This window comes from Kitasatospora sp. NPDC059146 (assembly GCF_042786665.1).
Taxonomy (GTDB): domain Bacteria; phylum Actinomycetota; class Actinomycetes; order Streptomycetales; family Streptomycetaceae; genus Kitasatospora.
This window is the reverse complement of sequence record NZ_JBHZCY010000003.1, coordinates 35672-56097: the sequence shown is the minus strand read 5'-3', so window position 1 is coordinate 56097 and position 20426 is coordinate 35672. Positions and strand designations below refer to the sequence as shown.

Sequence of the window (20426 nt, the reverse complement as noted above, 5' to 3'; positions counted from 1 at the left end):
GAGCCGGTGGCAGATGAGCAGTGGCGGCGGGTCCGGACGTTCCTGAATGACCATCGCTTCGCGTTGACCGGGCAGCTGCTGGCCGAAGGCGCATCCGGGCGGCTGGTCCCGGGGTTGCCCCTGTTGGCCCGTCCGCACTGGATTCCGGGGCAGCCGGTGCCGCTGGAGCGGGTCCGGTTGCGGTGGCAGGCGGACACGCCCCCGGCCGCGCTGGACGGCGGGGAGCCCGAGCTCGATCACGTCCGGGCGCGGCGGGAGGACGGCACCGCGTTCCGGTACTACTCCGATGCGGTCGGCGAGCTCGCCAGGCCCCGGCTGTTCGAGGACCGGGGCTGCTACCGGCTGTTGGAGGTGTCGGAGGCCGGTCCGACGTTGACCTTCGGGCGCGGGCGGTACTTCGATGTGATCAACATCTGCGAGGCGGCGGCCCACGAGTACGCCGCCTCCGTCCTGGCGGGCCCGGACGGGCGCACGCCGTTCCGGGACGCCGTCGGCGATCCGACCGACCTCGCCCGCCGCCCGGTCATGGCGGCCGTCACCACGCTGACCGTCCGGCACGATCGCCGCACCGGCGACGCCGAGTTCCTGCTGCACTGGCGCGACCCCGCGAAGGTGGCCAGCGGCGGCGGGCTCTTCCAGGTGATGCCGGTGGGGATGTTCCAGGCCTCCCACGACGCGCCCTGGAACGAGGCCAACGACTTCGACCTCTGGCGGGCTGTCCTGCGGGAGCTGAGCGAGGAGCTCCTCGGCGGCAGTGAGGAGTACGGGAGTAGCAAGGCACCCATCGACTACGAGGCCTGGCCGCTGCACCGGACGCTCGGAGCAGCGCGGGAGGACGGCAGTCTGCGGATGTTCTGGCTGGGCCTCGGGATGGACCCGCTGACCTACGTCACCGACCTGCTCACGGTGGCCGTCTTCGACGCCGAGCTGTTCGACGAGGTCTTCCGGCGGATCGTCTCCACCAACGACGAGGGCCGCCGCGTCGGCCTGGACGACGCGACCGGCCGCTCGGTCGGCATCCCGTTCACCGCCGAGCAGGTGGACCGCCTCACCACCACCGAGCCGATGCAACCCGCCGGTGCGGCGCTGCTCCGGCTTGCCTGGGGGCACCGGGAGGCGCTGCTGCGCCGCTGAGAGAGCGTGGCCGCCGTCCGCGCGGTGGGCTGCCCAGGGGGCCGGATTCGCCGCCCGACCGAGTGTCGAGGAAACTGAACAGCGTGACTGATGTGCGAGAGATCCTGGACTACCAGACCTTCGGCCGGGCGGTGCGCGAGCTGGCGCAGACGATCGCCGACGACGGGTTCGAGCCCGACCTCGTCCTGAGCATCGCCCGGGGTGGCGTGTTCGTGGCGGGTGGGCTGGCGTATGCGCTGGACTGCAAGAACATCCACCTGGTGAACGTCGAGTTCTACACGGGCGTGGGCACCACCCTCGACATGCCCGTGATGCTGGCGCCCGTCCCCGCCGCGATCGACTTCACCGACAAGAAGGTGCTGATCGCCGACGACGTCGCCGACACCGGCAAGACCTTGAAGCTGGTGCACGACTTCTGCCTCGACCACGTCGCCGAGGTCCGGTCCGCGGTGATCTACGAGAAGTCGCACTCCCTGGTGAAGTGCGAGTACGTGTGGAAGCGGACCGACGACTGGATCGAGTTCCCGTGGTCGGCGCAGGACCCGGTGGTCAAGCGCCCCGGTCAGGTGCTCGACGCCTGAGTCGCCGGCCCGCCGTCACCGCCGGTCCGCCGGGGCGGGGCAGGGCGGGGCGGGGCGGGGCAGTGCGGGGCGCAGCGGGTCCGGGCGGCCTCAGTGGGTCGCCCCCTCCGGGACGCGGAGGTCCACCGTACGGGTGGCGGCCGTGGTGAGCAGGGCGCGCAGCGCGTGGGCGACGAGGTCGGCCGGCAGGGCGGGGGCGGAGCCGTCGAGGACCTGCTCGGGCAGGGCGGGGATGTGCACGAACCCGCCGCTGGCGGTGGGGTGTTCGGTGGCGAGCGTGTGCATCAGGGCGTAGAAGACGTGGTTGCAGACGAAGGTCCCCGCGGTGTGGGAGAGGGAGGCCGGCGCGCCCGCCTCCCGGACGGCGGCCACGCAGGCCTTGACGGGCAGGGTGGCGAAGTAGGCCGCGGGGCCGCCGGGGACGACGGGCCGGTCGACCGGCTGTCGGCCGGCGTTGTCGGGGATGCGGGCGTCGTCCACGTTGACGGCGACGCGCTCGACGGTGACGTCCGGTCGGCCGATCGCCTGGCCGAGGCAGACGACCAGGTCGGGGGCGCAGTCCGCGATCGCTGTGCGCAGTTCCTCGGCCGCCCGTCCGAAGACGCAGCTCAGCCGGGTGGCGGTGACCAGGAGCCCGTCGGGCGGGTTGTCGGCGACGAGGCGGGCGACCTCCCAGGAGGGGTTGACGTCGGCGCCGTCGAACGGTTCGAAGCCGGTGAGCAGGACTCTGGTCACGGGGGCTGCCTTTCCGGGAGGGGTCAGAACGCGAAGAGCGACATGATGGCGATGTTGCAGACCAACAGTGCTCCCGCGGTGGGGAGTTGGGCCTTGATCGGCCCGTACTGGTCCTTGAGTTCGAGCAGGGCCGCCGGGACGAGGTTGAAGTTGGCCGCCATCGGGGTGACCAGGGTGCCGCAGAAGCCGGCCAGCATGCCGACGGCCAGGACGACGCCCGGGCTGCCGTGCAGTTGGGTGATCAGGACCGGCCAGCCGATCGCCGCGGTCATCACCGGGAAGGCGGCGAAGGCGTTGCCCATGATGATCGTGAACAGGGCCATGCCCAGGCAGTAGACCGCCACCGCCGCGTACTTGCTGCCGTCCGGGAGGAAGTGGGTGGTGATCCTGCCCACCTGGGTGCCGACGCCGGCGCTCTGGAAGATCGAGCCCAGGACGGCGAGGAGTTGGGGCAGCAGCAGGGCCCAGCCCATGGCCTCCAGCAGCCCGCGGCCCGAGCGCAGGGCGACGGCGGGGTTGCGTTCGCGGGTGAGCAGCAGGGCGAGGCCCAGGGCGACGAGCGAGGCGATGCCGAGCCCGAGGAGCGTCTCGCTGCCGGTCTGCAGCAGCACCCCGCCGCCCAGGTGCACGCCCTTGAGGAGCGTGCCGCAGGCCAGCGCGACCAGCGGGAGCGCCAGCGCCGGGATGAACAGCCGGTTGCCCAGGCGTGCGGCGGAGGCGGCCCGCTGCTCGGGGGCGGCGGCCGTGGGGGTGCCGCGGCCGGTGAAACCGAAGCCGGCCAGGCAGATCATCGCCAGGACGGCGACGCCCAGCGGCGCGGCGGGGGCGGACTTGTCGGCGACCCAGGAGCCGTAGACGAAGCTCGCGCCGAGCAGGCCCCAGAAGGCGGCGCTGCCGTAGCGCTTGGGGTTGCCGCGGTCCGCGGCCATCTGCGCGGCCATCGCGAGGAAGACGGCTCCGACCAGCCAGTACAGCCACTCGACCTTGATCACTTGGTCGTCTCCTCGGTGCGGTCGGCGGTGGTGGCGGGCGCGGTGGTAGCGGCGGGCGCCGTGGTGGCGGTGGTAGCGACGGGCGCAGTGGCGATGGTGGCGACAGGCGCGGTGACGGCAGCGGCGGAGGGCCCGGCGGGCAGGTCCCGGGCGAGGGTGCGGTCCAGGCGCAGCAGGCGCGCGCCGTGGATGAGGGTGGCGCAGACCGCGGTGGGGATGGCCCAGAGCGCGAGCTGCACCGGCTCCAGGTCGGTGTGGTACGTCGCGTCGACGAAGCCGGTGATCAGGAGGATCGAGCCGACGGCGAGGAAGCAGTCCTCGCCGAAGAACAGGCCGACGTTGTCGGCGCTGGCGGCGAAGGAGCGCAGGCGTTCGCGGGCCTTGTCGGTCAGGGTGCCGTGGCGGCGTTCGGCGGCGGCCTCGGCCATCGGCGCGACCATCGGGCGCACCGCCTGGGCCGGTCCGCCGAGTCCGGTGAGGCCGAAGGCGGCGGTGAGCTGGCGTACCACCAGGTAGACGGCGAGGACGCGTCCGGCACTGGCCTTGGCGAGCTTGTTCATCAGGGTGCGCGCCTGCTCCTGGAGGCCGTGGCGCTCCAGCAGGCCGATCACCGGCAGGGTGATCGCGAAGAGGGTCACCGAGCGGCTGGAGGCGAAGCCGGTGCCGAAGGCCTCCAGGACCTTCAGCGGGCTCATCCCGCCCAGCAGTCCGGTGAGGATGCCGGCGGCGCCGACGACGAGGAGTGGATTGCGCCGGGTGGCGAACCCGGCCACCACGACGAGGATGCCGACAAGAACGATCATGTTCCTGACCGCCTTTCAGAGGACCTCCGCCCTACGGGTGGCCGCCTGGGCACCCCGGGGCCGAGGCGGTCGCGATTGGGTGGACCGCGACCGTTCGGGGGTTGCCGAGAGGCTAGGGGATTGTGGAACAATCCGACAAGAGTTCAGGAGGTGGAACGTGACCGGAGTTTTCGACGCGCTCGCGGCCGACCGGGGTCGCATCGAACGCGCCAGCGCCGCCCAACGCGTGGCCGAGGTGCTGCGCGAGCACATCACCGAGGGCCGGCTCGCCCCGGGCACCCGGCTCTCCGAGGAGGCGCTCGGCGAGGCGCTCACCGTCTCGCGCAACACGCTCCGCGAGGCGTTCCGGCTGCTGGCCGACCAGCGGCTGGTCGTGCACGAGCTCAACCGCGGCGTGTTCGTCCGCATCCTCGAACCGGCCGACGTCGCCGACATCTACACCCTGCGCCTCGCGCTGGAGACGGCCGGGGTACGGGCCCTGCGGGCCGCGACGCCCGAGCGCCTGGCCGCGGTGCGGACCGCGCTGGCCCGCGCGGAGGACGCCGAGGCGTTCGGCGACTGGGTCACCGTCGGCACCGCCGACCTGCACTTCCACCAGGCCATCGCGGGGCTCGCCGGCAGCCGGCGGATCGACGAGTGCATGGCCCGGCTGATGGCCGAGCTGCGCCTGGCCTTCGCCGCCGTCCCCTCGGCCAGCGGGCTCCACGAGCCGTTCCTGCGCCGCAACCAGACGCTCGCCGGGCTGCTGGAGGCGGGCGAGATCGACGACGCCGAGGTGGAACTGACCAGGTACCTGAACGACGCGCGCGCGGTGATCGTCCGCGCGATGACGGACGGCGCGGCGTGACACCGCCCGGAAGCACCGAAGGCATCGAAGCCACCGCAGCCACCGAAGGCACCGCAGCCACCGCAGGCACCGCAGGCACCGAGGGCGCCCCCACGACGGTCGTCGACCTCAACGCCGACCTCGGCGAGGGCTTCGGCCGCTGGACGCTCACCGACGACGACGCCCTGCTGTCCGTGGTCACCAGCGCCAACGTCGCCTGCGGCTTCCACGCCGGGGACCCGAGCACCATGCAGCGGGTCTGCGAGCTGGCCGCGGCCCGGGGCGTACGGATCGGCGCCCAGGTCTCCTACCGGGACCTCGCCGGGTTCGGCCGCCGGGCGATGGACGTCCCGCCCGACGAGCTGGCCCACGAAGTCGCCTACCAGATCGGGGCGTTGCAGGTGTTCGCCCGGGCGGCCGGAGCGGACGTGGCGTACGTCAAACCGCACGGCGCGCTGTACAACCGGACGGTGCACGACGAGGAGCAGGCGGAGGCGGTCGTCCGGGGCGTCCGCCTCGCCACCCGGGAGCAGGACCTGCCCGTGCTCGGGCTGCCCGGTTCACGGCTGCACGAGGCGGCCCGGCGGGCCGGACTGCCCGCGGTCGCCGAGGCGTTCGCCGACCGCGCCTACACCGCGCACGGCACGCTCGTGCCGCGCCGCGAACCCGACGCCGTCGTCCACGATCCCGACGCGGTCGTCGACCGCTCGGTCGCCATCGCCCGGGACGGCGAGGTCACCGCCCGCACCGGCGAACGGATCCGGCTGCGGGCCCGCTCGCTGTGCGTGCACGGCGACACCCCGGGGGCCGCCGAGCTGGCCCAGCGGGTGCGGACCGCGCTGTGGCGGGCCGGGGTCCGGGTCGAGGCGTTCACGCCCGTACCGGAGCGGGCGGGCGGAGCTACGAGATGAACGGGATGAACCTGCGAGTCCTACGGGTCGGCCCGGACGCGCTGCTGGTCGAACTCGACGGCGCCGACGAGACGTTCGCCTTCCACGCCGAACTCCAGCGCCGCCGCGCGGCGTCCGGGTTCCCGTCCGTCGCGGAGGTCGTGCCGGCCGAACGCACCGTCCTGCTCGACGGCGTGGCCGATCCGGACGCCCTGGCCGCCGAACTGCCCGGCTGGCGCGTCCCGCCGCTGCGGACGAGCGCCGACGCGACCGTGACCGTCCCGGTGCGCTACGACGGCGCCGACGTGGCGGAGGTCGCCGCGCTGTGGGGCGTCGCCGAGCGGGAGGTCGCGCGGATCCACTCCGCGACCGAGTTCCGGGTCGCGTTCAGCGGCTTCTCCCCCGGCTTCGGCTACCTGACCGGCCTGCCCGAGCGGTACCGGGTGCCGCGGCGGGCCGCGCCGCGTCCCGCCGTCCCGCCCGGGGCGATCGCCCTCGCCGGCGGCTACACCGGCGCCTACCCGCGCTCCTCCCCCGGCGGCTGGCAGCTGATCGGGCACACCGACGCCGTGCTGTGGGACCCGTCCCGCGAACCGGCGGCCCTGCTCAGCCCGGGTGCCCGGGTCCGCTTCGTGATCGAGGAAGCATGAGCGGGAAGCATGAGCCGGGAAACCTCAGCGGGGACGTATCAGCGAGGGAACAGGAGGGAGGAAGCATGACCGTCACCATCACCCGCTCCGGCCTGCTGACGACCGTCCAGGACCTGGGCCGCCCCGGGCACGCGCACCTGGGCGTGCCGCGGTCCGGCGCGCTGGACCAGCCCGCCCACCGGCTGGCCAACCGGCTGGTCGGCAACCCCGCGACGGCGGCCACCCTGGAGACCACCGTGCTCGGCTGCGCGCTGCGCGTGGACCGCGCGGTGACGGTCGCCGTGACCGGAGCACCGTGCGCCGTACGGGTCGACGGGCGGCCCGCCGCCTGGGGCGCCCCGGTGCGGCTGCCCGCCGGGGCGCTGCTGGACGTGGGCCCCGCGACGCGGGGCGTGCGCAGCTACCTGGCCTTCGCGGGCGGGGTCGCCGCCGCCCCGGTCCTCGGCAGCCGCTCGACCGATCTGCTGTCGGGGCTGGGCCCCGCTCCGCTGGCACCGGGTGACGCCCTGCCACTCGGCGAGCCGGTCGGCCCGGCCGCCCGGGCGGACGTGGTGCCGACGCCGGCGCCGCCCGATCCGCTGCTCCTGCCGGTGCTGTTCGGCCCGCGCGACGACTGGTTCACGGCCGGCTCGCTCGCCGTCCTGACCGCTTCCGGCTACCGCGTCTCCCCCACCAGCAACCGGATCGGCCTGCGCCTGGACGGCCCGCCCCTGGAGCGCGCCCGCGAAGGCGAACTCCCCAGCGAGGGCATGGTCCTGGGCTCCGTCCAGGTCCCGCCGGACGGCCGCCCGGTGGTCTTCCTCGCGGACCACCCCACCACCGGCGGCTACCCCGTCATCGGCGTCGTCCCCGCCGCCGCGCTGGCCGCCGCCGCCCAGGCCGCCCCGGGCACCCCGGTCCGCTTCACCCCGATGCGGCGGCGGTGAGTTCGGTGCCGGGGCCCGCACCGGCAGGACGCCGGACCCGTCGAGCCCCTGCGGCCCGAGGGGGCGGCAGGGGCTCGACGGGCCTGCTCCCCTACGCGGGCAACACGTCCCATTCCTGGAGCTTGTTGTGGTCGGAGAACGCGCTCAGCACGGTGGTGTAGTTCCCGTTGGACTGGATGGCGTAGTCCCCGTCGAGGTACTCGGTGATGACGACCTTGTTGTCGCTCTCGTCGAGGTCCCACCACTGGGCCGGGTTGCTGATGTTGCACCGGATCAGGGGGATCGGGTCCCCGGTGGTGGCAGGCGCCTGGAGGCAGAGGTTCTTGTAGACGTTCATGATCTGGAACGCCCCCTGGGCGGTCGGGGTCAGGGTCCAGGTCTGAACGGGGCTGCCGTTGGACGGGTAGGTGAGGGGATACGTCCCGTTGGCTTTGCCGTCCAGGTTCCCGTCCACCGCCGCGTTGTAGAACCGGACGTTCTGGGACAGCTGCCGGTGGCCACTGGCCGCCGCCTGCCCCGTGGAGGCCGTCGCGCCCACGAGGGCCAGCGCTACGGCAGCTGCGGCGACGGCGACTCTGGTTGAAGAGAATCATCCCAACCGCCCTATCCACGTTAAGAGTTCGATCCGACGGTAGGTTCCGCCCGGCCGACGGAGGGCCGGGGCCGGGTCGCCCGCTACTTCCGGCCGTCGGCCCGGCGGGCGAGCCTGGTCTCCGCCTTGAGGAGGAGCGGCATCAGGGCGTAGACGACGACGGGGACGACGAGGGCGGTCATCACCAGGGTGCGCAGCGGCACGGGGAGGCTGCCGAGGTGGGGGCCGAGGAGGAGGAAGGCGGTGGTGATGGTCGGGTAGACGGCGAGCCAGGTGAGCACGGCGCGGCGGTGGACCGACGGGACCGAGGGGGCCGCGGGGGTGGCCGGGGCGACGGTGGCCCGAACGGTGGCGGGGGCTGCTGGGGTGATGGTGTCGGTGGTCATGGCGCGGGTCCTCCCCTTGGTGATCGGGCGGAGACCTCATCTCCAACCCTTCGGTTGGAGTTTGGCACGCGCGGACGCGGAAGTCCAACCATTGGGTTGGAAATTTGGGATACCCTTGGGCCATGGCCTGGGACACCGCACGCACGCAGCAGCTCCTCCTCGACGCCGCGGTCGAGGAGTTCGCCGAGTTCGGCCCGGACGGGGCCCGGATCGCCCGGGTGGCGACCCGGGCCGGGGTGAACAAGGAGCGGATCTACCAGTACTTCGGCAACAAGGAGCAGCTCTTCTCCGCCGTGCTGACGTCCGAGCTCGGCAAGCTCGCCGAGGCGGTACCGCTCGCCCCGGAGGCGGAACTGGACCTCGGCGACTACGCCGGCCGGGTCTTCGACTACCACTCGGCCCACCCGCACCTCTCCCGGCTGCTGGCCTGGGAGGGACTGCAACGCGGCTCGGACGCCGAGGAGTTGGCGGCCGGGCCGGAGCGCACCGCGCACTACGCGGAGAAGGTCGCCGCCGTCGCCGCCGCGCAGCGCAGCGGCGGGGTGGCCGGGGAGGTGGATCCGGCACGGCTGATGTTCGCGGTGATCGGCCTGGTGAACGCGTGGTTCACGCTGCCGCAGATGGTCCGCCTGCTGCTCGCCGGTACGGCGGACCGGACGACGGACCGGGCGGCCCTGGTCACCCTGGTCCGCCGGCTGACGGCACCTGCGGTCGGCTGACGGCGCCCGCCGCCGCCGACCCCCGGTCAGCCCCGGCGCACGGCCTGGGCGGCCTGGCGGGCGCGCCGGACGGTGCGGTGGACGCGCTGGACGGCGATGAAGCGGTTCATCGCGTCGGCCTGGGTGAGGCGGTACTTGAGCCGCAACTGGCCGTTGAGGCCGGCGATCCGCTCGGGGCCGATGGCCTGCAGCAGGCGGCTGACGTGCCGCTGGTAGACCTCCCAGTAGTTGCGGTCGCCGTCCGGGATGGACCAGAAGAACATCGGGATCTCCTCGGCCAGGCAGTTCCGGTCGTAGGCGCGCAGGTACTGCTCGGCGAAGAGGGCTTCGGGGCGGGCGAGCAGCCATTCCCGGACGAGTTCCATCGAGCGGACCCGGTCGATCAGTCCGCGCGGGTCGGTCTTCTTCTGGGTGATGGAGAGGTTGCCGTCCTCGCGGACCCGCCAGTGGTAGATCGGCTCGGAGAGCACGTCGACCCGTTCGGCGAGGAAGTGGTGGGGGACGCTGACCGGGGCGTCCTCGTACAGGATGCCCTCGGGGTAGCGGATGCCCGCGGCGTCGAAGAAGGTGCGCCGGTAGACCTTGTTCCAGGCGGTGCGGTCGGTGACCAGGGCGGGCAGTTCGCTGACGTGGGTGCGCAGCCGGGTCTCGCGGAAGGGGCGGCGGTGGGCGTGCGAGGGGGTGAGGCCGGTGGTGCGCAGGCGCATCGCGTTGCCGGTGGCGAAGTCGGAACCGGTCTGGTCGAGCGTGCTGATCATCAACTGGTAGGCGTGCGGCGGCAGGGTGTCGTCGCTGTCGACGAAGGTCAGGTACTGGGTGCCGGGGGCGAGGTGGCGCCAGCCGGTGTTGCGGGCGGCGCCGAGGCCCTTGTTCTCCTGCTGGACCAGCCGGAAGCGCCGGTCCCGGGCGGCGTACTCCTTGGCGATCATCGGGCCGTCGTCGGTCGAGCCGTCGTCGACCAGCACGCACTCGAAGTCCGTGAAGGTCTGGGCCGCGATCGAGTCCAGGCACTCCGCGAGGTAGCGCTCGACGTTGTAGATCGGGACGACGACGGACAGACGAGGGGCCATCGGACGGCCTTTCGCTCAGGAGCGGACGGGCCGGTCGGCCGGTCGGCCGCCGACCGCCGGTGACCGGCGGTGTCCCGAGCGTAGCGACCGCGCGCCGTTCACGGGCGAACAACGGGTGGCGGAGGGCGTTCGGTTCGGTGTGGCTGACGTGACGGGGGTCGACGGCCGTGGCGGGGAACCACGGCGGGAACAGGGGGAACACGGGGGGAGAACAGGGGGAGGGCCCCGGACCGCCCGACCGGTCCGGGGCCCTCCTGCTCGCTCGGTGCTCAGGCGCCCTTGACGGCGGCGAAGCGGGAGGAGACGTCCTGCCAGTTGACGACGTCCCACAGACGGGTGACGTAGTCGGGGCGGACGTTGCGGTACTGCAGGTAGTAGGCGTGCTCCCAGGCGTCGAAGGCCAGCAGCGGGGTGGTGTTCTGCCCGACGTTGCCGTGGTGGTCGTAGACCTGCTCGACGATCAGGCGCTGCCCGAGCGGCTCCCAGGACAGGATGCCCCAACCGGAGCCCTGGACGCCGGTGGTGGCGGTGGTGAGCTGCTTCTTGAAGGCCTCGAAGCTGCCGAAGTGCTCGGTGATGGCGTCGGCCAGCTCGCCCTCGGGGCGGTCGCCGCCCTCCGGGGACAGGTTCTGCCAGAACAGCGAGTGCAGCACGTGGCCGGAGAGGTGGAAGGCGAAGGTCTTCTGCAGGCCGACCAGGCCGCCGAACTGCTCCTTGTCGCGCGCCTCGGCGAGCTGCTCCAGGGTGTCGTTCGCCCCCTTCACGTAGGCGGCGTGGTGCTTGGAGTGGTGCAGCTCCAGGATCTCGGCGGACATGGCCCGCTCGAGCGCGGAGTAGTCGTACGGCAGGTCGGGAAGCGAGTAGGTGCCCATCAGGACACGGCCCCTTTCGGCGGGTTGAGCGATGACGATCGTGCCGGGACAACACTATTGCGTATGAGTTGCAGGAACGAAGCATGGGCTCCTGCTTATTCCACCGTTCACATCGGGCACAATGGTCACCCGCACGTGTAATGAGTGAAGAGGGTGAGTGACTGTGACAGGGTCGCCGGTGGTCGTGCTGGGCATCGAGTCCTCCTGCGACGAGACCGGTGCCGGTCTGGTCCGGGACGGCGTGCTACTCGGGCAGGCGGTGGCCTCCTCGATGGACGAGCACGCCCGCTACGGCGGGGTGGTGCCGGAGATCGCCGCCCGGGCCCACGTCCACGCGATGGCCCCGGTGGTGCAGGAGGCCCTGGACCGCGCCGGGCTGACGCTGCGGGACGTGGGGGCCGTCGCCGTCACCACCGGCCCCGGCCTGTCCGGCGCCCTCCAGGTCGGGGTCGCCGCCGCCAAGGGGTACGCCTTCTCGCTCGGCGTCCCGCTGTACGGGGTGCACCACCTCGCCGGGCACGTCGCCGCCGCGACCCTGGACGGCGGGCCGCTGCCCGACCCGTGCATCGTGCTGATCGTCTCCGGCGGGCACACCTCGCTGCTGCTGGTCCGCGACCTCGCCCGGGGCCGGATCGTCCACCTCGGCGACACCCTGGACGACGCGGCCGGCGAGTGCTTCGACAAGGTCGCCCGGATCCTGGGCCTGCCCTACCCCGGCGGGCCGGCCGTCGACCGCGCCGCGCGCGACGGGGACCCGGCGGCGGTACGGCTGCCGCGCCCGCTGACCGGGCCGCGGGACGACCCGTACGCCTTCTCCTTCTCCGGCCTCAAGACCGCCGCCGCCCGCTGGGTCGAGGCACGGCGCACGGCCGGCGGCAAGCCGCACGTCCCGGACGCGGCGGCCGCCCTCCAGGAGGCGATCGCGGACGTGCTCACCCGCAAGGCGGTGCGGGCCTGCACCGACCACGGGATCGACACCCTGGTGGTGGTCGGCGGGGTCGCCGCCAACTCGCGGGTGCGGGCGCTCGCCGAGGAGCGGTGCGCCGAGGCCGGGATCGCCCTGCGGGTGCCGCCGCTGCGGCTGTGCACGGACAACGGCGCGATGGTCGCGGCCGTCGGCGACCTCCTCGTCCGGGCCGGGGCCGAGCCGGCCCCGGCGGACGTGTCGGTGGACCCGTCGGCGCCGCTGGAGTTCGCGGCGCTCACCCCCCGGGCACGGTCGCTGGTCTGACGGACCGTCAGGCGAGGCGCGGCGCACGGAAGGGCACGGTTCGGTCTCGTCGACCGGAACCCCGGCTCCCGGGTCTTCCCTTTACCTGAATGAGTGTGCCATTTTACATGTCACACATCAGACCCCGTCCGTGCGCCCCCACCGCACGGCCCCCTCACGGTCCCGGAGGCCCCCACCCCATGCGTCCCTTCCGGATATCGAAGGCGAACGCGCGCAGACTGCCCGCGCTCGGCGTCGCCTTCCTCCTCGCAGCCGGCCTGTTCACCCCGCAGGCGCACGCGGCCGACCGCACCCCGACGCCGACCGCACCGGCGGCCGCACCGGCCGCCCACCCGGCCGCCCCACGCGTCGCCGCACCCGTCGCCCCGCGCGCGATCCCGGTGCCGAAGTCGCCCGACACGCCCCAGGACCCCCGCCCGCTCGCCGCCGAGAGCCACGGCAGGCCCACCGCCCCGACCGCGGCCGGTGCCGTCGGCACCGGCCGGACGGCTCGGCAGCTGACCGCCTGCGACACCGCGGCGTTCACCGGCACGTCCGGCGCCCCGCTGGTCCAGCGGGTCAAGGCGGCCGGCCTCGACTGCGTCAACACACTGTTCACTCTCACCGGCGACGACGCCAAGGGCGCCTTCGCCGAGGCCAAGATGGTGACCGTCGCCGACGCCCTGCGCGACACCGCCGCCGCCGGCTACCCGGGCGACAACTCCACCTCCGCCGGGCAGTTGGTGCTGTTCCTGCGCGCCGGCTACTACGTGCAGTGGTACCACCCCGACGCCGTCGGCCCGTACGGCGACGGCCTGCGGACCGCGATCCGCGGCGCGCTGGACGCCTTCTTCGCCGCCCCGCACAGCAAGGACGTCACCGAGGCCAACGGCGCCACCCTGGCCGAGGCCGTCACGCTGATCGACAGCGCCCGGGAGAACGCCCGCTACACCGGCGTGGTCAAGCGCCTGCTCGACGGTTACACCGGCGGGTGGACCGGCTCGATGGCCGCCGCCGTCGGCAACACCGGGACCGTCGTCGAACGCGGCTTCGAGCTCCCCGAGTTCACCGCCGCCCTCCAGGCCGACCCGTCCTTCGCCACCACCATGGCCTCCTTCGTCACCCGCAACAGCGCCCAGCTCACCGGCTCCGACCCGGTGACCCGGATCGGCATCCAGATCGGCAACCTGGTCGCCGTCGACGGCCTCCGGGCGCAGGGCCGGCCGATCGTCAAGGACCTGGTCAACCGCTACCCGCTGGTCGGCGCCACCGCCCCGCTCACCATGAACCTGCTCTGGTTCGCGGAGCAGAAGGACGCCGGCAACTGCTCCTACTACGGCACCTGCGACGTGCCCGCCAAGCTCGTCCCGCTGGTGCTCAGGAGCGACCACACCTGCAACCCGAACCTGCGGATCCGCTCCCAGAGCATGACCGACCGGCAGAACGCCGACACCTGCACCAGCCTGGTCGGCCAGGACGCGTACTTCCACCGGGTGGCCAAGGACAACGGCCCGGTCGCCGACGACCACAACACCGGCCTGGAGGTCGTCGTCTTCGACGACTACTACAACTACAGCCTCTACGCCTGGGAGATGTACCACATCGCCGTCGACAACGGCGGCATGTACGAGGAGGGCAACCCGGCCACCCCCGGCAACCAGGCCCGCTTCATCGCCCACCAGGCCGACTGGCTGCGCCCGAGCTTCCAGATCTGGAACCTCAACCACGAGTACACCCACTACCTCGACGGCCGCTACGACATGTACGGCGACTTCGAGGCGGGCATGACCACCCCGACCGTCTGGTGGGTCGAGGGCCTGGCCGAGTACGTCTCGTACGGCTACCGGGGCGTCCACTACGACGACGCCGTCACCCAGGCCGGCAAGGGCAGCTACCCGCTGAGCACGCTCTTCGACACCACCTACGACAACGCCGACTCCACCCGGGTCTACAACTGGGGCTACCTGGCGGTGCGTTACATGCTCCAGTCGCACCCCCAGGACGTCGACGCCCTGCTCGCCGCGTACCGCACCGGTGACTGGAACGGCGCCCGCACCCTGCTCAAGACCACCATCGGCACCCGCTACGACGCCGACTTCGCGACCTGGCTCAAGGCCTGCGCCGCCGACGACTGCGGCAGCCTGCCCGCCGACCGGGCCCCGCTGTGCGCGGCCGCCGACACCCGGCAGTACGACCGGAACTGCCGCCGCGACGGCGTGGCCGCCACCACCGGCAACTACGGCTACAGCTTCCTGTACCTGCCGGCCGGGGTGAAGCAGCTGACCATCACCACCGCCGGCGGCACCGGCAACGCCGACCTGTACTACAACGGCCCTTCCTGGGCGACCACTTCGTCGTACCGGGCGAAGTCCACCGCCGCCGGGAACGGCGAGACCCTGACCGTCGCCGACCCGCCGTCCGGCTGGGTGTACTTCAGCCTGTACGCCCAGCAGGGCTTCGACGGCGTGACCGTCACCACCACGTACAACTGACCGGCGAATGCGGGAGCGAATGCCCCCACCGGAAAAGGTTATAACGATTCGGCATTCGAATGGGCTGTCAATACCCCGTAGAAATCGAACTCCGGTTGTCGAAGGGGTGTCATGATCGCCGCCGTTCGGTTAAGGTCCTGAGTCAGTTGAGCAGTTCGGCCTTCCGGACCGGAATGCCGGACCTCATCACCGGTGCGGCCACACCTATTCGTCGCACCCGTATTCCCGGAAAGGGGAAAACCATGAAGATGATCAAGGCGATCGTGAAGAAGTTCAAGCGTGACGAGGACCTCGCCAACCACGCGTGGGTGCTGCACGTCATCTGACGCACCACGGCCGGTGGGGCGGCGGCGGTACCGCCGCCCCACCGGCGCCGTATTTCATCGGTATTCCCACGGAGGCGGGATCCTCGTGCAAGAAATGGCGCCGGAAACGGTCCGCGAACATTCCGTCGTCTACGCCCCGCGAATTCAGGACCTATTGGCCCGGGACGCGAAGGTGTTCCGCGTCGACGCCCGCACCGTCGGCGTCTCCGACGCCCGCCTGATGGCCGAGATCGTGGCGGCCCGCCCGGTGCTCCAGACCGAGCGCTCCGTCTACAAGCCCGCCGCGGGCGCCGACATCCCCCACGACAGCGCGACCCGGACGATCCGCGCCCTGGGGCAGGACGTCATGGCGGGCATCCGCACGCCACCGCCCCCGGCCCGCGGGCTGAACGGCGCCTGGCCGTACGCGCCCACCTCCTACCTGCGCCGGTGGCTGTTCGGATCCGACCCGCTGCCGGTCTCCCTGCTGGCCAAGCGCGGCATCACCCGCTCCGACACCCTCTCCCGGCTCGTCGACCGGGCCGTCACCACCTGGCCGGGCGGCGCGGGCGGGAACGGGAACGGGAACCGGAACGGGAACGGTCCCGGAACGCCCACCGCCATGGCCGGACTGATCCGCGGCGCCGACGACCCACTGGAACGCAAGCAGGCCGTCGCCATGTACCGGCGCGCCTCCGCCACCCTCTGCGACGGCGTGGCCGCCCTGGCCGGCAACGCCCTGTGGCTGATGCGGACGGCGCCCGAACCGCACCAGGACCTCACCACCGTCCTGTGGGAGACCCTGCGCCTGCTCCCGCCCGCGTGGATGCTCTACCGCAACGGCGGGGACGCCTACGCCGGACTGCACCCGGAGATCCGCCCCGAGGACAACGTCGCGCTGCTCCCCCTGCTGATGCACCGCCACCCGGACTACTGGGCCGACCCGCTGGAGTTCCGGCCGCAGCGGTGGGAGGCGGTCGCCGACCCGGAGAAGACCCCCGGGTTCATGCCGTTCGGCTTCGACGGCGCCCGCTGCTGGGCCAAGCACCTGGTCGTCCCGCTGGCCGAACGCCTGCTCACCGTCGCCCTCGACCACGGCCTCACCATCCGCGGCCCCCGGCAGGACGCGCCCGTCCCGCTGCGCTCCCTGCTCTCCGTACGGTTCGAGGCCTCCGTCGGCAGCTGAACCGGCCGGCCCTCCCGACAGCACTGGACACACCATGGAATCGCCCACGCTCGCCGACTGGGTCGGCGACCTCGCAGGCTTCGCCGACCACCGGTGGCAGCGCGAACCCGCCGTCTTCACCCCCGCCCGGCCCGCCTCGCCGTTCGACCTCGACGCGCTGGACGCCGCCTTCGACAGCGGGCTGCTGCGCACCCCGTACCTGGAGATGGTCCGCTCCGACAAGGTGGTCCTCCCGGCCGAGGCCTTCACCACCTCCCGCACCGTCAACGGCACCACCCACCACGGCTTCGCCGACCGCGCCAAGGTGCTCGCCCTGCTGCGCACCGGGGCGACGCTGCTGCTTCGCTGCGTCGACCAGTGGCACGGCCCGACCGGGGACCTGGTGGCCCGGCTCTCCGAGGAACTGGACCGGCGGGTGGAAGCGTTCTTCTTCCTCACCCCGGTCGGCGGCCAGGGCCTCGCGGTGCACCGCGACGACGCCGACGTGTTCGTCCTCCAGGTCGCCGGACGCAAGACCTGGTACGTCCACGACGCGCCGGCCGCCGCCGAGTGGTCGCTGGGCGAACTCCCCGACGACGAACGCTCGGCGCAGCGCCTGCACACCGTCCTCGGGCCCGGCGACGTGCTCTACGTCCCGCGCGCCTTCGCCCACCGCGCGGTGGGCGCCGAGGGACTGTCCGGCCACCTGTCGCTGACCGTTCGCGACCTCTCCGTCCCGGACCTGCGCACGGCCCTGGACCAGCTGCTCGCCGAAGGGCTGGCGCTGCCGACCCGCCCGCTGGGCGAGCCCGCGATCGCCGCCGCCGGCGCCACCCTGCTGGACCACGCCCGGGCCCGGCTCGGCGGCATCACCTCGGAGCAGCTGCTGCGCGCCGCCCGGACGGGCCGGGCCCGGCCACCGGCCGCGACGGGCACCGACAGCTTCGCCGGGACGGCCCGGGACTGGGCGGACGAGGCCCCCGCGGGCGGGCCGGCCGGGCGCACCTGGCGGCGGCTGCGGGCCGTGGCCCGCAACGGGCGCTGAGCCGTCGGCCGACCTGCGGGGCCAGCCCCGCGGCCTGGGATCGGCGCCGACCTGCCGGGCCGTTTTGGTGGCCCGGCAGGTCAGTCGACGGGCGGGAAGACGAGGTGCTCCCCGTCCCGGACCAGGAACCGCCAGCACTCCTCGACCTTCGCGCTCGTCGGCAGGACGTCGATCCTGAGCTCGTGCTCCAGGGTGATCCGCAGGTCGCCCTCCGGCGCCCGCTCCACCGCCAGCACCCGGGGCGAGCGCCGCTCCAGGAACTCCCGCAGCGCGTCGGCCCCGGCGTCGTAGGCGAGGCGGTCGCCGCCCCCGGCCGGCACCAGGTCGTCGGAGCCGAGGTACACCTCCCCGCACTGGACGATCCGGAACGGGCACTGGGCGTGCACGGCGTACCGGCTGCCCGTCGACACCTCCCCGCCGTCGCCCCGCGGCCAGGAGACCGTCCCGCCGAAGTCGACGACGCCCATGCCGCCGAACCGGTAGACGTTCACCCACACTTCGCCGACCAGGAGCTGCAGCAGCTCGTCCTCGTCCGTCGCGTCCGGTTCGGGTTCCCCGTTGTTCAGCATGCCGTCATCGTCGTGCATCCGGGCCCGTCCGTCGCCCGAATTCCGGCCCGCCGGGCGGGCGGTGGGCAGCCGCCCGCCCGACGGGGTCACCGGGCCGGGCCCCGGCCCGGTCCCGGGGTCACGCCCCGGCCCGGCCCCCGGCCGGCCGGGGCCGGTCCGCCGCCGACCGCTGGGCGGGGACGGCGCGGTCGCGCTGGAGGTCCAGCAGCTCGCGGAACAGGCCGTCCGGGCGGGCGGCGAGTTCGGCCCAGGTGCCGGTCTGGACGATGCTGCCCTGGTCCATCACGATCACCCGGTCGGCGACCGCCGCGTTGGCGATGTTGTGGGTCACCAGCAGGGTGATCCGGCCCTCGGCGAGGCCGCGCAGGGCGTGCAGGATGCGGTGCTCGGCGCGCGGGTCGAGGTCCGAGGTGGGCTCGTCCAGGATCAGCAGCCCGGGGCTGCGCACCGTGCGGTACAGGGCCCGGGCGACGGCCGCGCGCTGCCAGCCGCCGCCGGACAGCTCGGCGCCGCCCCACCACCCCTGGGCGAGCAGGGTGCGCCAGCCCGAACGCAGCCGGCCGACCGTCTCGTCGAAGCCGGTCCGGGCCGCGGCCTCCACCACGTCCGCCATCCACCGCTCGGTGAGGTGGCCCAGGTGGACGTTCTCGGCGGCGCCGAGCGGCCAGCGGGCGAACTCCTGCGGCACCCGGGCGACCCGGGACCACATGCCGTCCGCGTCCAACTCCTCCACCGGCACGCCGTCCCAGGTGATCCGGCCGGACTGCGGCAGGTAGAGGCCGGAGAGCAGCTTGAGCAGGGTCGACTTGCCGCTGCCGTTCTGCCCGATCACGGCCACCACCTCGCCGGCCCGCAGGGTCAGGCTGACCCCGCGCAGGGCCGGCTCCTGCTACTCGCCCGGGTAGGCGTGGCTCAGCCCGGTCACCTCGACCAACTGCGGTGCTCCCGGCACCAGTTCGCCGCGGTCGATGCGGTGGCCGCCGGCCTCGTCCAGGAAGGTGAAGTAGTCGTCCAGGTAGAGGCCCATCCGGTACAGCCGGGCGCCGTTGCCGACCAGGCCCTGCAGCCCGGAGGAGGCGGTGCGCAGCGCGAAGGTGGCGGTGCCGGCGGCGGCCAGGTCGATCCGGCCGGAGGCCACCAGGTAGAGCAGGGTGCCCCAGATCAGCGCGCTGCCGGCCCCGGTGCCGAGCGCGGCCAGCAGCGAGACCTTGGCCGCCTGCCGGGTGGCCCGGTCGGTGGCGGCGACGATCTTGGCCTCGGCGCGGCGGTACTTGGCCATCAGGAAGGGCGTGACCTGGTCCGAACGGACCTGGTCGGCGCGGGTCTTGTCGATCAGGAACCAGCGGTAGACGCGCAGCGCGCCGCGGTCCTCGTTGGTGACCACCGCGGCCAGGTAGTGGATCCGGGCGGTGCGCACGGCGGCGACGGCGGTCGGCACCGAACCGAGCAGCAGCAGCGGCACCAGCCAGGGGTGCAGCGTCGCCAGCACGCCCGCGGCGGCGGCCAGCGAGACGGTGGAGGCGATCACGTCCTGGGCGTTGGAGAGCAGGTCGGGCGTGGTCGAGGCGCCCCGGTCGGCGGCCTCCCACTGCTCGTTGTAGGCGGGTTCGTCGTACGCCTCCAGCTCGGCGGCGCACCCGGCGGCGATCAGCGCCAGCTCCGCCTCCCGGGTGATCCGGGGCGACACCCGGCCGGACAGGCCCACCACCGCGATGCCCAGGACGGCCCGCAGCCCGGCCGAGGCGGTCAGCAGGAGCAGGGAGGGCGTGGCGGTGCGCAGGTGCTCGGCCACCGGCCCGGGCACGAGCAGGGCGCCCAGGGTGCCGGTGGTGGCGTACAGCGCGAGCGCCCCCGCCACCCCGGCCAGCGCCTGGCAGACCAGCAGCAGCACGGTGGACGTGCGGTCCGCCGCCCAGGCCAGCGCCAGCGCCCGGCGGACCAGGTGGGGCAGGCGGCGCAGCATCGCGCCGGTGGACATCGACGCGCCCGCCTCGGCGCGGCGGTCGCCGGGGAAGCGCAGGTGCAGCTCCTCGTCGTGCTCGGCCCCGGCCGGGGACTTCTCGGCCAGGGGCTTCGTGGGCTTCACGACCTGTTTCGACACGGTGTTCCTCCCAGGTACGGCGGCCGACGGCCGCAGCGGTCCCGCACGCGGGCAGCCCTCACCGCGGGGTGGGCGCGGTGGGTCGGCAGCGGTGCCGGAGGGCACGCTGCGGAGGTCGGGCTGCCGGTGCGGACCCCGATCCTGGCAGCGGCCGATGGGCCCGTCCGGCGTGTCCCGCCCGCTCTCACCCGATCCGGGCGATTCCGTGTCGGCGACGGCGAGTTGGTGGATGTCGATCACCGGGACGCTCCGCGATGTTCGATTCGCGGCGGGCTCGGGCGGACCGGCGGCGGCTCATCCGCTCATCGGACGGCCACCCCACCCGCTCCGGGTCGGCGGGACGCTTCCTGTGGCCGGGTGGCG

Annotated in this window: 22 protein-coding genes; 12 read left to right on the top strand and 10 right to left on the bottom strand. The window is 73.4% G+C overall.

Going from position 1 to position 20426, the window contains the following annotated elements; translation table 11 throughout:
• The first annotated feature begins 6 nt into the window (after window positions 1-6).
• Complete coding sequence (locus ACFXPX_RS01910) at window positions 7-1134, top strand: hypothetical protein (protein WP_380639193.1); 1128 nt, start codon at window positions 7-9, stop codon at window positions 1132-1134.
• Window positions 1135-1217: 83 nt separating this feature from the next.
• Window positions 1218-1715 (top strand): phosphoribosyltransferase, encoded by a 498-nt coding sequence (locus tag ACFXPX_RS01905; protein WP_360238628.1) that lies wholly within the window; start codon window positions 1218-1220, stop codon window positions 1713-1715.
• A 90-nt stretch (window positions 1716-1805) separates the two neighbouring features.
• Here ACFXPX_RS01905 and pcp read toward each other — a convergent pair whose 3' ends face one another.
• From pcp to ACFXPX_RS01890, 3 genes are read right to left on the bottom strand one after another with little or no spacing between them, the layout of a single operon-like run.
• Window positions 1806-2450 (bottom strand): pyroglutamyl-peptidase I, encoded by a 645-nt coding sequence (pcp, locus tag ACFXPX_RS01900; RefSeq protein ID WP_375883792.1) that lies wholly within the window; start codon window positions 2448-2450, stop codon window positions 1806-1808.
• Between the two features lie 23 nt (window positions 2451-2473).
• Window positions 2474-3442, bottom strand: a complete 969-nt coding sequence (locus tag ACFXPX_RS01895) for a DUF979 domain-containing protein (RefSeq protein ID WP_380521501.1) — start codon at window positions 3440-3442, stop codon at window positions 2474-2476.
• A complete protein-coding gene (locus tag ACFXPX_RS01890) occupies window positions 3439-4245 on the bottom strand; it encodes a DUF969 domain-containing protein (protein ID WP_380639191.1) in 807 nt (268 codons plus the stop codon). Before ACFXPX_RS01890 ends, ACFXPX_RS01895 begins: the two co-directional genes overlap by 4 nt.
• A 157-nt stretch (window positions 4246-4402) precedes the next feature.
• On the opposite strand from ACFXPX_RS01890, the gene ACFXPX_RS01885 reads away from it, so the two are divergent.
• The 4 genes from ACFXPX_RS01885 (at window position 4403) to ACFXPX_RS01870 (ending at window position 7537) form a co-directional block, all read left to right on the top strand.
• The gene (locus tag ACFXPX_RS01885; RefSeq protein ID WP_375883785.1) at window positions 4403-5092 is read left to right on the top strand and encodes a GntR family transcriptional regulator; all 690 of its coding nucleotides are present in this window, start codon (window positions 4403-4405) and stop codon (window positions 5090-5092) included.
• Window positions 5089-5982: a LamB/YcsF family protein gene (locus ACFXPX_RS01880; protein ID WP_380639189.1), complete on the top strand. Its 894-nt coding sequence runs from the start codon at window positions 5089-5091 to the stop codon at window positions 5980-5982. The genes ACFXPX_RS01885 and ACFXPX_RS01880 overlap by 4 nt, the downstream gene beginning before the upstream one ends.
• Before the next feature lie 5 nt (window positions 5983-5987).
• Window positions 5988-6611, top strand: a complete 624-nt coding sequence (locus ACFXPX_RS01875; protein WP_380639300.1) for an allophanate hydrolase subunit 1 — start codon at window positions 5988-5990, stop codon at window positions 6609-6611.
• Between the two features lie 65 nt (window positions 6612-6676).
• Complete coding sequence (locus tag ACFXPX_RS01870; RefSeq protein ID WP_380521505.1) at window positions 6677-7537, top strand: biotin-dependent carboxyltransferase family protein; 861 nt, start codon at window positions 6677-6679, stop codon at window positions 7535-7537.
• A 91-nt stretch (window positions 7538-7628) separates the two neighbouring features.
• Here ACFXPX_RS01870 and ACFXPX_RS01865 read toward each other — a convergent pair whose 3' ends face one another.
• Window positions 7629-8075 carry an RICIN domain-containing protein gene (locus tag ACFXPX_RS01865; RefSeq protein ID WP_380521507.1) on the bottom strand — a complete coding sequence of 149 codons (447 nt, stop codon included), beginning with the start codon at window positions 8073-8075 and terminating at the stop codon, window positions 7629-7631.
• A gap of 137 nt (window positions 8076-8212) precedes the next feature.
• The gene (locus ACFXPX_RS01860; RefSeq protein WP_380521508.1) at window positions 8213-8515 is read right to left on the bottom strand and encodes a hypothetical protein; all 303 of its coding nucleotides are present in this window, start codon (window positions 8513-8515) and stop codon (window positions 8213-8215) included.
• Between the two features lie 122 nt (window positions 8516-8637).
• On the opposite strand from ACFXPX_RS01860, the gene ACFXPX_RS01855 reads away from it, so the two are divergent.
• Complete coding sequence (locus tag ACFXPX_RS01855; protein ID WP_375883773.1) at window positions 8638-9234, top strand: TetR family transcriptional regulator; 597 nt, start codon at window positions 8638-8640, stop codon at window positions 9232-9234.
• A gap of 26 nt (window positions 9235-9260) precedes the next feature.
• On the opposite strand, the gene ACFXPX_RS01850 is transcribed toward ACFXPX_RS01855, so the two are convergent.
• Window positions 9261-10304, bottom strand: a complete 1044-nt coding sequence (locus ACFXPX_RS01850; protein WP_380595096.1) for a glycosyltransferase family 2 protein — start codon at window positions 10302-10304, stop codon at window positions 9261-9263.
• 269 nt (window positions 10305-10573) lie between these two features.
• On the bottom strand, window positions 10574-11176 hold the full coding sequence (locus tag ACFXPX_RS01845; RefSeq protein WP_375883767.1) for a superoxide dismutase: 603 nt from the start codon (window positions 11174-11176) through the stop codon (window positions 10574-10576).
• 157 nt (window positions 11177-11333) lie between these two features.
• On the opposite strand from ACFXPX_RS01845, the gene tsaD reads away from it, so the two are divergent.
• From tsaD to ACFXPX_RS01820, 5 genes are all read left to right on the top strand, one after another.
• Window positions 11334-12407 carry a tRNA (adenosine(37)-N6)-threonylcarbamoyltransferase complex transferase subunit TsaD gene (gene tsaD, locus ACFXPX_RS01840; RefSeq protein ID WP_380595094.1) on the top strand — a complete coding sequence of 358 codons (1074 nt, stop codon included), beginning with the start codon at window positions 11334-11336 and terminating at the stop codon, window positions 12405-12407.
• Window positions 12408-12586: 179 nt separating this feature from the next.
• The gene (locus ACFXPX_RS01835; RefSeq protein ID WP_380639187.1) at window positions 12587-14878 is read left to right on the top strand and encodes a M9 family metallopeptidase; all 2292 of its coding nucleotides are present in this window, start codon (window positions 12587-12589) and stop codon (window positions 14876-14878) included.
• Between the two features lie 146 nt (window positions 14879-15024).
• Entirely contained in the window at window positions 15025-15204 is a 180-nt protein-coding gene (locus tag ACFXPX_RS01830) for a hypothetical protein (protein ID WP_375883760.1), read from the top strand.
• 172 nt (window positions 15205-15376) lie between these two features.
• Window positions 15377-16369 (top strand): cytochrome P450, encoded by a 993-nt coding sequence (locus ACFXPX_RS01825; RefSeq protein ID WP_380639185.1) that lies wholly within the window; start codon window positions 15377-15379, stop codon window positions 16367-16369.
• A 34-nt stretch (window positions 16370-16403) separates the two neighbouring features.
• Entirely contained in the window at window positions 16404-17393 is a 990-nt protein-coding gene (locus tag ACFXPX_RS01820) for a JmjC domain-containing protein (RefSeq protein WP_380595090.1), read from the top strand.
• Window positions 17394-17473: 80 nt separating this feature from the next.
• Here the strand turns inward: ACFXPX_RS01820 and ACFXPX_RS01815 are convergent, their stop codons facing one another.
• The 3 genes from ACFXPX_RS01815 to ACFXPX_RS01805 form a co-directional block, all read right to left on the bottom strand.
• Window positions 17474-17980: a hypothetical protein gene (locus tag ACFXPX_RS01815; RefSeq protein WP_380521526.1), complete on the bottom strand. Its 507-nt coding sequence runs from the start codon at window positions 17978-17980 to the stop codon at window positions 17474-17476.
• 100 nt (window positions 17981-18080) lie between these two features.
• Window positions 18081-18839, bottom strand: coding sequence for an ATP-binding cassette domain-containing protein (locus tag ACFXPX_RS01810; protein ID WP_380639298.1), 759 nt, complete (start codon window positions 18837-18839; stop codon window positions 18081-18083).
• Window positions 18840-18851: 12 nt separating this feature from the next.
• The gene (locus tag ACFXPX_RS01805; RefSeq protein WP_380639183.1) at window positions 18852-20048 is read right to left on the bottom strand and encodes a hypothetical protein; all 1197 of its coding nucleotides are present in this window, start codon (window positions 20046-20048) and stop codon (window positions 18852-18854) included.
• Window positions 20049-20426 lie beyond the last annotated feature (378 nt).

Excerpts from the sequence above, each read along its gene's own strand:
- ACFXPX_RS01890 (WP_380639191.1), bottom strand. The coding sequence starts at position 4,245 with ATGATCGTTCTTGTCGGCATCCTCGTCGTGGTGGCCGGGTTCGCCACC.
- ACFXPX_RS01835 (WP_380639187.1), top strand. The coding sequence starts at position 12,587 with ATGCGTCCCTTCCGGATATCGAAGGCGAACGCGCGCAGACTGCCCGCG.
- ACFXPX_RS01820 (WP_380595090.1), top strand. The coding sequence starts at position 16,404 with ATGGAATCGCCCACGCTCGCCGACTGGGTCGGCGACCTCGCAGGCTTC.
- ACFXPX_RS01815 (WP_380521526.1), bottom strand. The coding sequence starts at position 17,980 with ATGCACGACGATGACGGCATGCTGAACAACGGGGAACCCGAACCGGAC.
- ACFXPX_RS01845 (WP_375883767.1), bottom strand. The coding sequence starts at position 11,176 with ATGGGCACCTACTCGCTTCCCGACCTGCCGTACGACTACTCCGCGCTC.
- ACFXPX_RS01875 (WP_380639300.1), top strand. The coding sequence starts at position 5,988 with ATGAACCTGCGAGTCCTACGGGTCGGCCCGGACGCGCTGCTGGTCGAA.
- ACFXPX_RS01860 (WP_380521508.1), bottom strand. The coding sequence starts at position 8,515 with ATGACCACCGACACCATCACCCCAGCAGCCCCCGCCACCGTTCGGGCC.
- ACFXPX_RS01855 (WP_375883773.1), top strand. The coding sequence starts at position 8,638 with ATGGCCTGGGACACCGCACGCACGCAGCAGCTCCTCCTCGACGCCGCG.
- ACFXPX_RS01870 (WP_380521505.1), top strand. The coding sequence starts at position 6,677 with ATGACCGTCACCATCACCCGCTCCGGCCTGCTGACGACCGTCCAGGAC.
- ACFXPX_RS01850 (WP_380595096.1), bottom strand. The coding sequence starts at position 10,304 with ATGGCCCCTCGTCTGTCCGTCGTCGTCCCGATCTACAACGTCGAGCGC.